At 62.1% G+C, this 12,932-nt stretch carries 7 protein-coding genes; all 7 read right to left on the bottom strand.

Annotated features, from left to right (window positions below; genetic code table 11):
- Positions 1–5: 5 nt before the first annotated feature.
- Complete coding sequence (locus OKA05_RS12645; protein WP_264487510.1) at positions 6–1,790, bottom strand: sialate O-acetylesterase; 1,785 nt, start codon at positions 1,788–1,790, stop codon at positions 6–8.
- A 113-nt stretch (positions 1,791–1,903) separates the two neighbouring features.
- Positions 1,904–5,569, bottom strand: coding sequence for a LamG domain-containing protein (locus OKA05_RS12650; RefSeq protein ID WP_264487511.1), 3,666 nt, complete (start codon positions 5,567–5,569; stop codon positions 1,904–1,906).
- A gap of 134 nt (positions 5,570–5,703) precedes the next feature.
- Complete coding sequence (locus OKA05_RS12655) at positions 5,704–7,062, bottom strand: DUF3748 domain-containing protein (protein ID WP_264487512.1); 1,359 nt, start codon at positions 7,060–7,062, stop codon at positions 5,704–5,706.
- Entirely contained in the window at positions 7,059–8,000 is a 942-nt protein-coding gene (locus OKA05_RS12660) for a dihydrodipicolinate synthase family protein (RefSeq protein WP_264487513.1), read from the bottom strand. The genes OKA05_RS12655 and OKA05_RS12660 overlap by 4 nt, the downstream gene beginning before the upstream one ends.
- Entirely contained in the window at positions 7,997–9,595 is a 1,599-nt protein-coding gene (locus OKA05_RS12665; RefSeq protein WP_264487514.1) for a sodium:solute symporter family protein, read from the bottom strand. Before OKA05_RS12665 ends, OKA05_RS12660 begins: the two co-directional genes overlap by 4 nt.
- A gap of 135 nt (positions 9,596–9,730) precedes the next feature.
- Positions 9,731–10,417, bottom strand: a complete 687-nt coding sequence (locus OKA05_RS12670) for a GntR family transcriptional regulator (RefSeq protein ID WP_264487515.1) — start codon at positions 10,415–10,417, stop codon at positions 9,731–9,733.
- A gap of 593 nt (positions 10,418–11,010) precedes the next feature.
- On the bottom strand, positions 11,011–12,909 hold the full coding sequence (locus OKA05_RS12675; RefSeq protein WP_264487516.1) for an alpha/beta fold hydrolase: 1,899 nt from the start codon (positions 12,907–12,909) through the stop codon (positions 11,011–11,013).
- Between the last annotated feature and the right edge of the window lie 23 nt (positions 12,910–12,932).

Consider the following 12,932-nt stretch of genomic DNA (forward strand, 5'->3'; position numbering starts at 1 on the left):
GGTAATCAGCGGATGCGGAGAAATAGCCGGTCGCCGTCTCCCGGGTCGGGAAAGATGTCCGTGGTCGTAGGGCCTGCGGCAGCGGGGACGATGCGGAAAAGACTCCAATCAACGAGGTTCACAGAGGATTCAACGCCGTATTCAAATCCGGCTTGGCTGCTCCACTCGAGCTGGCATGTGCCCCCGGGGATGATCTGCGAGCTTTCGATCTCGAGCGGGTCCGTGACCGCATGATTCAGAACGAGCACATCTCCGATCATGCCTTCGTAGTTCCCATTGAAGGCCCGCATGCGCCCGATCATCCATTCGACGGTCTGGTCGATCCCCCTTGCTGAGTTAACCGAAGCTACAATCTCCCCATCGCGTAGCAGGCTCCAGGCGTCCCCTTTACGCATGATGCCGACGCGGTGCCACTGGCCGTCGAAGATCGGACTGGCCGGTTCGCTCAGGCTGACGCCGCCTTCCACGAACCAGCTCAGCGCGCCGTTCAGGACATACAGGCCGGCCCGGCCGGGCTGCCCGTTGTTGTTGGAGAAAAGATGGCCCTGCGCGGTGTGCAGGTGGGTCGTCTTCATCGACACCAGCAGCGTGAAGTCGCCCTTCGCCGGCAGGGCGTCGGGGCGGTTGGTATTGATGCCCGCGATTCCCGCGTCCGGCGCGAAGTCGTAGGCGCGGTCTCCACCGGCTTCCGGGCCGTCGCGATTGACCACGGTGCTGTTGACCGCCACCTGGTCGGACTCCACGTAGCCGTAAAGAATGCCCTCCGTCCCACTGACCGAGTCGGGAATGCCGTCGTAGGCACCTGTCCAAGGCAACGTCGTTTCATCGAGCTTCCAATGCGCGATTGCCCTCCGCATGGCGGGGCCGACCTGGAGCATCCGCTCGGCGTAACGACGGCCGAAGTCGAGCTGGCCGGTCGTGTCGAAGTGGATCGCGGTGCTGTCGCCTTTCAATGTAACCGACGAAATGAACGCCGCGTCGGGCACCTCCGCGGCGGCCTGCTGCTGGGCGGCCCGGGTATTGGCGTAGGAAGTCTGGATCAACTCGCCGACAAGAAAAGGCAGTTCCGGCTCGTCGAGATCGCTGCGGATCGCGCCGATGAATTCCTTCAATCGGTCCTTGTAAACCGCGGTGCTCAAGCCGCTGTCGTTCTCGCCCTGATGCCACATCATCCCGCGAACCTCGTGGGTGTGGCCCTGCTGCGTGAGCGTCTGGAGAGAACCTTCCACCAGCTCTAACAGGCCGGCGTAGCAATGGCCCGCATTGGCATAGGTGGAGATGTCGTAAGCTCTCCCCGCCGCCGGATCCCAAGCACCCGGCGCGGCGGCGGTGCCGAAGCCGGTGGCTCCTTGCGAATACTTGATGATGGCCACCTTCCTCCCGGGACGCCCCTCGCGAATCCGCTCGGCGAAGGTCACTTCCGCGCCGAAGGGATGGTTGGCGATCTCAGTTCCAAGCTGCGCCGGATTCGCGCTGTTGTAGCCGTAGAGGGAGTAGCCTGCCCTCATCGGGATCCAACCGTCGCTGCGGGCGTCCCACAGCACGGGCCGCGCGGCGCTGGGATTTCCCCCGCGCCAGTGAATGAACAAGGCATCGGGCTGCGGCTGCAAGTACGACGACTTTCCGAGTTCCTCCAAACCCTCGTCCCCTTTCGGACTGAACTGCGAGAACTCGCGGCTGACATAGCCATGACCGCCGGCATTCGACTGGCCGGCCAGGATGTAGACGTCGAAGTGATCCGCCTGCGCGAGAAGCGGTAACCAAGCGAGCCAGCGGACGTGGGAAAGCATGGGGACAAGAGGTGAAGAAATTGGCCCCTTCCCGAACCCAAGCAGGAAGGAGCCCTTTCGACGACGTCCACGATGACCCGATTGAACATCGCAGACGTGGTTGCCGAAGCTCTTCAGGGATTGAATTCGACGCGATAGAACTTTCGCAGTTCCGAGGCCGGCGGCGTGGTCCAAGTGGCCGTGGTCTGTGAGGCCTGACCGACGATCGTCGCCTCCAGCACCGGGAAGCTCAAGAGGTCGATGCTGCTCTTGACCTGGAAGGAAATACCTTCCGCGCTGGGCCAGGTGAGCGTCAGGCCTGTCGCAGCCGTGCCGGTGATGGTGATGGCAAAACGTGAGGCACCGCTCGTAGGATCGAGATCCAGGGCGAACTCGACGCCGTTGGCGGTTCCGTCGCCGTCAAAGTCCTCGGCCGAGCCACCGTTCGGGCCGCTTGGATCGATGCCGTAGCCGGCGGCCCAAGCGTCGTAGTCGTTGAGCGCAGGATACGACTGATAGAGGGCCAGCACGTTGGCGGGCGAGAGGCCTCCGTCGTAAAAGCGGAGGTCGTCGACCTTTCCGTTCACCTGGTCGATTAAGGTCAGCGGGCGGGACCCTACCGAGATCTGGGTGGATGCGCTCAAGGCCGCCTTGCTGGACAGCGCGAGCATCGGGTCGCTTGCGCTGGCCCCGTTGATGTAGATGTCGGTCAGCCCGGTGCCGCTGCGGGCAACCGTCACGTGAACCCATTCGTTCAAGTGGTCGTTGAAGTTGAAGCCCGCCACCGCACTCAGTTGGCCGACGCCGCCGTTGTGGAACCAGAAGAGGCGGGCATCGACCGCCGCTGTCGCGTCGGCGTCATAGACACCGAAGTTCCAACGCCCTGCCTGGCCATTGTTGGCGGACAGGAAATGGAGCTGCGCCCCATTGGCCAGCGGTCCGGCGAGGCGGACCCAGGTGCTGAAAGTGAAAGGCGAGGCTCCCGTCGGGATCAGCGAGGATGGCAAGAGCACCTTCGAATTCGCGGTCGCGATGGCCGGAAAGGTGACCGCATTCCCGTCCCGTCCTGACTGGCCGAGGATCACATCGGTTCCAATCGTGCCCACGTTCGCGCTTTCGCTATCCGCGGCGGAAGTTCCCGCGGTTTCGTCGAACTTGAAGCGATGGATGAGCGCGCCGCTGTAACCCGGAAGATTCGACGGCGTCGACACCGCGACCAGCGGGTCGGAGGCGGCGGCAATCTCGACATTGTCGTTGAAGGTATCACCGTCGGTATCGACGAGAGAAGGGTTGGTGCCATGGATGTTCACCTCATCCCCGTCCACCAGCGTGTCCCCGTCCTTGTCCGCGTTTGCGAGGGGATTCGTCACGTAGGTCAGCACTTCGAGCCCGTCACTCAGACCGTCACTGTCGGTGTCCGCAACGTTGGGGTCGGTACCCGTCTGGGTGGTGGACACAAAGGTGCCGTCACCGGTTTCGGCACCATCGAGCAAGCCATCGCCATCGGTGTCGGCCTTCAGGGGGTCGGTCCCGGTGCTAGAGGGTCCCGCGAAGGAACCGCTCCGCGTTTCCACGTGATCCTGCAACCCGTCTCCATCGGTGTCTCCGGCCAGCGGATTGGTACCGGCGGTGAATTCCTGGAGGTTGTTAGAACTGTCGCTGTCGTTTTGCAGGGAGGCATCGGCTCCGTTGCTGTCACTGAGGCCATAGAAGGTTTCCCACCAGGCCGGGATCCCGTCGCCATCGCTATCCGCGATGCCGAGCTCCGCCGGAGTCAATGCGCGGTCAAGGATTTCCACCTTCGAGATCGTGAGCGATGCGTTCACGCCACCGGTCGCGGACAGTGAACCATTGGCAGCGGTGTTCCCGCCGATGCGGAAGGGTAGTGGCCGGGCAGCATTGGTATTGTCAACCGCCCAAGTGGCCAGCACCGAGGCAAAGGTTTCCTGGCGCGTCAGGACGCCATCGACATAAACCGTGCCCTGCCTCGGCGCGGCAGCATCGTAGGTGTATGCGAGGTAGGTCCAGCGGCCTGCCTTCACAACTTCGCCGATCTCGAATGCGTCATCGCCCCATGGCATGTCGGCATCGGCACCCCATTGGCCGGCCGCTCCGAAGGTGGTGCTAGTACCGTGGAGGAAGGAGGCATTGGTGCTGTTCGGCCCGTCGCGGCGGCCCCAGGTCAAGATGGTTTCCTCACTGGCCACGGTGGGATTGAAGATCCACGCGGTGATGGTGCGGGAGCTGTTTCCTGTCAGCACCGGCGGGGCGGCCATTCCTACCAACACATCGTCGCCACTGAAGGTGACGCCTTTCACTCCATGGATCGTTTGCACCACCGGCGAGTCCAGGGTTTCCACATTGAAGGTGCTTCCGATGGTGCCGAGATTGCCCCAAGACGAGAGTGGCCCGGCGGCGAGCGCCGAAGCATCCAGGCGGACGATGGGTGACGGGGCACTGGTGCCGGGAACACTCCCCACCAGATTGGGGTCGGAGGCGCGCGCGATCTCCACGTAGTCGGCGAAGGTGTCACCATCGCTATCCGCGGCGAGCGGATTGGTGCCGGTATCGGCAAGTGAAACGAAGGTCCCGGTGTGGGTTTCCCGGTTGTCAGTCAGACCGTCGCCATCGGTATCGGCAAGCGTGGGATTGGTCGGGGCCGGCGAACCGGAAACGAGGCGATTCGCCTCCGTCCCATCGGCAACGCCATCACCGTCCGTGTCGGGTGATGCTGGATTCGTTCCGGCAGCGTACTCCTCGCCATGGGTGAGGGTGTCCCCGTCGGTATTCCCCCCCGGGCCTTGGCTGATGTCGCCGAGTTTGGCGATCTCCCAACTGTCCGGCAGGCCATCGGGCTCGGAATCGACGTCTGGATAGACTACAAAGTCGTTTGCCGTGCGCACCGTCGGCGTATTGAAGGCAACCATCGGCGTCGAGGAGCCATCCGCGTTGAGGCGGTTGATATCCCCTGCCCCACCCGTGCCTTGGTTGAAGGTAAGATAATTCCGCTGACCTTCGATCAGCCCGATCTCCAAGCCATTCGACTTTCCGGTGGTCGTGAGCTGGCCGAGAACCGGAGCCGTGGCGAAGGCGTCGATCTTCCGCAGGGAGTTCGGAGCGGCGACGTTCGTCGTGACCAACAAGGTGGTACCATCCACGGCCAATGCTGTCGCGCCGGTGGCGGCGGTGGTCAGCGTGGATTGGTAAACTCCGGCCGAACTAAACTTGTACACCGCGTTTGAGTTCCGCGACGCGACATAGAGATTGCCTCCGCTCCAGATCAAGTCCCGTGCGTTGGCCAGGGTGAATCCCGTGCCGGACACGGGGATGACCTGGGTGAAGCTGCCGCCGGCCGTGGTGAGGCTGAAGACGCCGTTGCCAACATTGGCACCCCCCCCGAAGGCGGTGCTGAAGTAGAGCTTGCCGTCGGGTCCAACCTCGATGCCCTGCGGATCGGCGTTCGTCCAGCCGGTGGTACCGGTTCCACGGATGACCAGGTCACTGACCAGCCCGGCGCGGGTGATCTTGACGACCTTCCGGAGGGAAGCCGTGGTGACTGTGGCGTAGAAGCAGTCGTCGCTCGGGTTGTAAGTAACGGCAAAGATGCCGGGGACATTGGCGATGGTTCGCACGCGGGACCACGTGGCCGCCGCGTTGAAAGTGCCTTTGGCCACGTAGTACTCGTCAATGTTCCCGTCCGAAAGTGCCACCGCGACCAAGGAGTCGGCGAGGACCGGGGCTGTGGTCGCCCAACAGGCACTTACTACAAGAAGGAGGGGACGAAAGGCTTCGGATTTCATGGGTTTGGATCTGGGTTTCCGGGGTAGGGTCGTATTCGTCGGGCAAGGTGTGGGTGGACCCGCGTGTCGTCAAATATATTCGGCTACATTAAGATCGACCGGACGGTGTTTGTCAGTGGGAGGAGTCTCCGAATTCAACGGCCGCCAAGCTCTAACACACAGACTTGGAGGAACTTTCTCCCATCGGGCTGGGCCAGCCGGCGATTGAATGCCAGATGCTTTCCGTCCGGCGAAAAGATCACGCCATGGCAGGGCGACTGGTCAGCTGCAAGCCGGGAGGTGAGAGGCTCGGAAGCTCCAGTGCGAGCATTGATCCGGATAATCCTGCCTCCCGCCGAGCAGGCAAGATGGAGACCATCAGGAGACCAGGTGAAGGGAGTTTCAATGGACTCCTTCAACCGCGAAAGTGTCCGGATCTCTCCACCGGCCGGAGATATGCCGAAGATTTGCACCACACCATCGGCATCCTCATCGAGAAATGCGATGGTCGATCCGTCGGGAGACGAGCGGATCCAGTGGCGCGGGCCCTGCAGGCCCGGCCGGGCGGTGTTCTCGGTGTGGGTGAGCCGCCGGATCGTCACTCCCGCTGGCGGGCTCGGGAGGCGGTCGCTAGCACCCTCCAGCGGCCCCTCCGCCCCTACACGGGAAAACGTTTCCGGCAGGTCGGCGAGAAAGACCTCTGAAACCGGGCTGCCGTTCCGCGCCACGGTGGTTCCGAGGAATGCGATCGCCTTGCGCTGCCGCCTTCCGTCCCCTCTGAGATAGCCATCTGTCCCGACCCATCCTTCCTCGCAGGCACGGGAAAGCTCATCGCTTCCCGGTCGGGGATCGGGCTTCACGGGAACCACGACCACGGTGAACCCTTTGCCGGAAAACTCGTCACCCGCGCGGGCATCGGCGACGGTCACGGGCGAGTTTATCTCGATCACCCCGATCGTCCGCAAGTCGCCGGGAGCAGGGCCGGGGGCCGGAACAACGGCATCGTTGTAGGTGAAAGAAAGCATCGTCCCGTCACCCGACCAATGGTGGGCATGAGTGCCACCGCGCAGCGCTCCAGGCGTGAAAGGGGGCGTGACGTCGCGGGCATCGAGCCGGGACATCTTGCCCGGTGCTCCCAGCGAAACGATGGCAGCCGAACGCCGCTGCGCAGCGTAGGGATGGTCCGCGCTGGCATTGTCGAGGCCATGGATGAAAACGATATCATCCGAAGACGGGCTGAAGGTCGCCGCGCCGACTCCGGGGCCCTGTGGTGAACTACGAGAAGTCTCGTAGATCACCGTCTCCTCGCCGGTGACGATGTTTACCACCCCGATGCGGGCGGAGGACGCGAGCTGGGTCTCGTCGTTCCGCGAATCAAAGACGATGTGCCGTCCATCGCGGGAGAAGACTTGCGAATTGTGGATCAAGTGACCGGCGGCACTCCGGGTAAGCACCCGTTCGGTTACTCCCAAGACGGGGAAACTGGCAGCGAGCATGACCAACAGGACTTTCACGCGACCGCGAAGATGGGGAACGCCGGCATCCTTGCATCCGAACCCGCCAGGACCAGACGCAAGGCATCCATCTGGTCTGCGCTGCAGGGGGTCAATGGCGGAGCCATGTGTGGCTCGCACAAGCCGAGACCGGCCATCGCTGCCTTGATGGTCACGAAGACGGAGGTAGGACGGCCCGTGAGATCGTAGGTCTCATCCGCGAGACGGGAGATTCTGGCTTGGGCCGCTCTGGCGGTATCGAGGTCGCCTTCTTCGAAGGCGTCCTGAAGGGACCGGAATAACGACGGATAGATGTTCCCTCCCCCGCCCACCACCCCGTGGGCACCGAGCTTGAGTGCGGAAAGATACAGATACTCGTTTCCGACAAGCACGGTGACCTCCGGCCGGACCGAGGCGATTTCGATCATGCTCTGGAGATACGCCAGATCACCGGAGGAGTCCTTGAAGCCAATCAAGTTCGGATGTCCGAGGGCGGACTGGAGGCAAGCTTCGTCCAGCACATGGCCGGTCAGCCAGGGCATGTTGTAGAGAAGGACCGGCAGTTCGAGTTGGGGCAGCAGGTGGTCGAAGTGGCGCTGCAATTCATCGGAAGACAATTCGTAGTAAGACGGCGCGGCGGCGACCACGGCATCGGCCCCAAGGTCGAGTGCCAGTCGCCCCAGATCGACACTGGTGGCGGGGCAGTTGTCGGCAATTCCCACCAGCACGGGAATGCGGCCGGCAGAAGCGGCGACCGCCTCACGGATCACCTCGCCACGGTGACCGGACGGCAAGGACGCGAGTTCACCTGTCGAGCCAAGCACGAAGGCGGCATGCGCGCCTCCGGCCACCAGATGATCGAAGATTCTTTGGAATGCGGCGGCGTCCACCGCGCCGGTGGCGGTGAGAGGCGTCGGGACGGGCGGGACGACGCCGTGAATGCGGAGCGCAGGAGTCATGAGCGGATTTGCTTTCGGTGGAACAGGGTGCTGAAGGCGACGCCGCCAAACAGGATGACCAGCGTGCCGAGCACGATGGCAAGGAAGGCGTGGAAGGGAGCGCGCGTGGCGCTCATCGACTCCGGCCACAGGCCGGCGGTGGAAAGCGTGATCCAGGTGATGATCCCCAGCCCGCAAATCACCGCCGCGATGGCGGCAGGGTTGGACGCGCGACGGGAGACCAGGCCCAATAGGAAGAGACCCAGGATGCCTCCGGAGAAAATGCTCGAGAGGGTCCACCACGCGTCGAGCGCGCTCGCGATATTCAGCAGCAGGAAGGAAACCGAAGTGCCAACGACGCCAAACACCAAGGTCGCCCATCGCAGCACCCGCAACGATCCACGGTCCCCGGTATCGGGACGAAAGAAGCGGAGGAAGAAGTCGGCGTGAAACACGGTGGCGGCCGAGTTCAGGGAGGTCGAAATGGTGCTCATCCCGGCTGCGAAAACCGCAGCAATCAGCAGGCCGGTGACGCCGGATGGCAGATGCTTGCCGATGAAATGCGGGAACACCCCGTCGCCAATGTCTGCGTCCGGGAGGGTCGCCGCTTTTGTGGCCACCGCACTCGCGAAGCCTGGAGCGGCGGGATCGAAGCCGTCAGTGATCAAGCGTTGCGATGCCACGGCATCACGAACCTCCGCGAGGTCGCCGGGACGCGACAGATAGAAAGCGAACAGCGCGGTGCCGATCAGGAAAAATACCGCGCTCACCGGCAGATAGAGCATGCCTCCCAGCCACACGCTCTTGCGGGCTTCCTTTTCCGAGGACGAGGCGATGTAGCGCTGCACGTAGCTCTGATCGATGCCGAAGTTTTGGAGGTTCACAAACAGGCCGTTCAGGAGGACCACCCAGAAGGTTTGCCGCGACCAATCGTCGAGCGCCATCGATCCCATCGAGAACTTCTGATGCTCCCCCGCCACGCGGAATAATTCCCCAAGCCCGCCCGGGAGTTGGAAAATCATCAGCGCCAGGCAGGCCAGCGCGCCGCCGATCAAGACGAAGGCCTGCAAGGCATCCGTCCAGATGACCGCGACGATGCCCCCCACCAGCGAGTAAAGGGTGACGACCATCCCCGTGATCACCAGCACACTCCCGATGGGCACCCCCATGATCACGGCCAGCGGCAACGCCATGAGATACATCACCATCGCGATCCGGGCGACTTGGGTCAGCAGGTAGAAGCTGCTCGCATACACCCGGGCCCAAGGGCCGAAGCGGTGTTCCAAGTGGGCGTATGCCGAGACCTCACCGCTGGCCCGGTAAAAGGGCAGGAACCAGCGCGCGGCGATCCAAGTCGCAAGGGGGATCGAGAGAGAGAAAGCAAACGGCGTCCAGTCGCTGCCGAAGCTTTTTCCCGGTAAGGCGAGGAAGCTGATGCTGGAAAGAAAGGTCGCGAAAATCGACAGCCCGCAGACCCATCCCGGCAACGAGCGGTTCGCTGCCGTGAAGCCCTCCGCCGAGCCGCTGCCGCGCGACAAGAACAGCCCGACCCCGAGCGTGGCCGCGAAGTAGGCCAGCAAGACAGTCCAATCCAAGGCGGTGAAATGCGAGGTCATGAAATTGCACTCACGGCCCTCCCGGCACCGTTCCGAGCAAGAATCCCCACCCTCAGCCAGCGGTCAAATATATTCGGATATTGCTGAATTTTTCCGCATCGATTCCACCCTTCCTGCATGGAAAATGGAAGCCCTTCAGACCTCGATGGCAGTCTCGAGGTGATCGAGGGTAAATTGGAGCGAAGTCTGGATGTGGTGCCGCATCGCCTCCGAAGCGCCGCGCCCATCCCTGATTTCCAGCGCCGCTAGAATCGCGCCATGCTGCTCGCAAGCCAACCGCAGGCGGACTAGATCGTGAATTCCGCGATCAGCGAAAAAGATCCGCGACTGGATGTGGCTCTCCTCCACGGTCCGCGCCAGTGCTGGATTACGGGCACCCAGCAGGATCGTCTTGTGAAATGCCAAATCGGCATCGAGGAATTCATACAACGCCGGCGCGTCCAGTTTGTCGCCGCCCCGGTCCCGGACCTCCGCGAAAAGCCGCTCCATGATGTCCAGCTGCTTGCGCAACATCTCCAGATGGCGCGGCGACAGCCTCTCGGCGGCTTTGAGCGCGGCGAAGGTTTCCACCGCTTCCCGCACCTCGTAGAACTCACGTGCCGAGTTCTGATTGAGCGACCGCACCACGGCACCAAGACGAGGCACGAGCTCCACGAAGCCTTCCGAAGCTAGTTGGGTCACCGCCTCGCGCACCGGCGTGGTGGATACCCCTAGCTCTTTGGCCAGTAGTTTGTAATCCAACCTGCTTCCCGGCGACAGGCTGCCATCCAGCAGCTTGGTCCGGATGGCGCCATGGACCTGTTTCGGGAGCGGTTGCTTCATGGCGCGGATATTATCGAATATAGCCGATCGAACAAGCACTTGGGAAGAAGGCTTTGGCTCGCCCTGAATTACCAGTCTTGGACTACCGACTTGGCCCAAGAGAAGCGGCAGATGATGATCGACTCCCTCCGATCCTTCGAACTGGTCTTCTCGACGGAATCGCCCACTCAGGGAGTGACGCGGCTACAGGTTTTCCCGGCTTGGTTGAACGGAATCCTGGCCGGGAAAACGTCGCATGGTACTCGTCACCAGATCCGCCATGATCACGGTCCCAAACGCATCGATCCTAGCGAAATAGATCCTGGCGAAATAGAAAAAGCGATCATTACCTCCCGGACTCCGTTCTGTCCACAAGCGGCAAGGCGGTTGACGTGAACCGCGGCAGCGCCCCCAACGGGGCAACGTTCTCCGATGGACCTACAGCGGCGCTGATAACCAAAAGTGGCGGGTCTCCACCGCGCCCTGACACGCCCGAACTGTTTTTTGGCACCCAGCCGGAAATGCTGAAGGGGGAGATCGTTATCTTCCGGGCCTAGAGCGAAACGGGAGAATGTCCAGCATCGGGAGATTCCCAGCAATCCTCAACCTGGGAATCATTTGAAGAAAAGTGGCAACGTTTCGGCCAGGTAGCGACGGGCATTCATCCAAGTGTGACCACCCTCGGTAACGAGCCACTGATGAGCGATGTTCCGGCCCTTGAGGTAGCTATCAAAGTCATGCGCCGGCTTATAGAGGAAGTCGTCCTTGCCGACACCGAGCCACAGTAGCTTGGGTTTCTTGTCCGCGTCTCCAAGGTCAGGAAAATACTTGTCACAGACCTCAGGCGTGAGGTAGGCGGCATACGAGGCCACCGATGCGAACTTGTCCGGATGCTTGAAACCGGCGAACAAGGCCTGTCCGCCGCCACGCGAAAATCCAGCGATGGCACGTTGCTCGCGATCAACGATGGTGCGGTAATTTGCTTCGACGTAAGGGACGATATTGCCGGTTAGCTCGGCATCGAAGATTTTGTACATGTCGGCAGCTTGCATTGATGAAGGCGGCGGCGTACCGGCCATCATGTTGCCGTACGGCATGACCACGATCATCGGCACGGCTTTCCTTTCGGCAATCAGGTTGTCGAGGATGACATTGGCGCGGCCGGCCTTGACCCAAGTCTCCTCGGTATCGGTGGTGCCACTGACCAGATACAGCACCGGATAGCTGTCGGTGCCGGCGCGATAGCCCGGAGGCAGGTAGACGACCAGCGGCCGGGTGCGGTTCAACGTCTTGGATTCATAGGAGCAGTAGTTCAGCTCGCCTCGCGGAACGTCGCGAACGGCGTGGAGCAGCGGCGGGTTGGCTGGTATGTCAATCATACTGGGCTTGAAAAGCTCGTTGGGAAACAAGTCGGGATTTGACGGGTCTGCCACCCCCACCCCGTCGACGACGAAGTTGTAGGGATAGAGGTTCGGCTCAATCGGGCCGACGGTAATGCTCCAGAGGCCGGCTTCATTCTTCTCCATCAGCTGGTTCCCCTTGAGGAACTGACCGCTCAATTCGACTTCCTTCGCCTCGGGCGCTTGAAACCTGAAGGTCACCTTGCGGTCGGGATGCACCTCCGGCGATTGGAGACGCGCTGACGACGGGACCACTGCAGCGAGCGGCGTGTTCTTGTCGCCGACCGCCTCCTCCATCAGCGTCGCCACGCCGCGCGGATCCTCCTGCTGGGCGACATGTCCACCGGGAAAGGTGCGGATGGTCCAGCCTCGGGAAACCGCACGCTGCCAGCTTTTGTCCGTCTTGGCTCGCTCCGCAGCCGACTTGTCTTTCGGCACGAAAGCCACGTAGGTGACGTCCAGCGCCTTGGCCACCGGATTCTTGTAGGACACCGGTTGGTAAAAGCACTTGATGGATTGCTTCACATTGTGAGGCGGCTTGGTGTCGGGCGTAACCCAAGGCACTTGCATGAAGCCATCGGCGAAACGCGAGGGATCCTGCGGACCCTTTCCGCCGAAAAGATCCCAAATCGACATGCCATCGTCCGGCACCGCGGCATCGAGAAAGACGACATGGCGGATGCGCTCCGGCACGCGGTCCATCACGCCGGTGATCACCATGCCTCCGTAACTGTGGCCGGTGAGCACGATGTCATGAAGGTCTTCGAAGAGGATCAGGTTTACGACATCGTCGATGTGAGTATGGAGACTGATGTCGGGGCTGTTGAGGTGCATGCGCTCACCCAGGCCGGTGAGCGTGGCTCGATAGACCTCATGGCCATCCTCCGAGAGGAAGTTGCCGGTCTTCTTCCACTCCCAACCGCCGGCGGTCGCTCCGTGGACAATGACATACGTGTGTTTTTCCTTGGAGTCAGCCGCGCGCACCCCGCCGGCGATCAAGAACAGGAGGCACACGAAACGGAACATACGAGGCTTCATGGTGGTGGGAAAGACGAGCGATGAATCGTAGGTCGCGAGAATGCGGGCCCGGGCCAAAGCCCGGACCCGCTTCACGGATATTGCAGGTTGTCAGGGAC

This window comes from Luteolibacter arcticus (assembly GCF_025950235.1).
GTDB classification, from domain to species: domain Bacteria; phylum Verrucomicrobiota; class Verrucomicrobiia; order Verrucomicrobiales; family Akkermansiaceae; genus Haloferula; species Haloferula arctica.

Bases quoted from the DNA above. Each gene is read 5' to 3' on its own strand.
- OKA05_RS12665 (WP_264487514.1), bottom strand. From the start codon at position 9,595: ATGACCTCGCATTTCACCGCCTTGGATTGGACTGTCTTGCTGGCCTAC.
- OKA05_RS12650 (WP_264487511.1), bottom strand. From the start codon at position 5,569: ATGAAATCCGAAGCCTTTCGTCCCCTCCTTCTTGTAGTAAGTGCCTGT.
- OKA05_RS12645 (WP_264487510.1), bottom strand. From the start codon at position 1,790: ATGCTTTCCCACGTCCGCTGGCTCGCTTGGTTACCGCTTCTCGCGCAG.
- OKA05_RS12670 (WP_264487515.1), bottom strand. From the start codon at position 10,417: ATGAAGCAACCGCTCCCGAAACAGGTCCATGGCGCCATCCGGACCAAG.
- OKA05_RS12660 (WP_264487513.1), bottom strand. From the start codon at position 8,000: ATGACTCCTGCGCTCCGCATTCACGGCGTCGTCCCGCCCGTCCCGACG.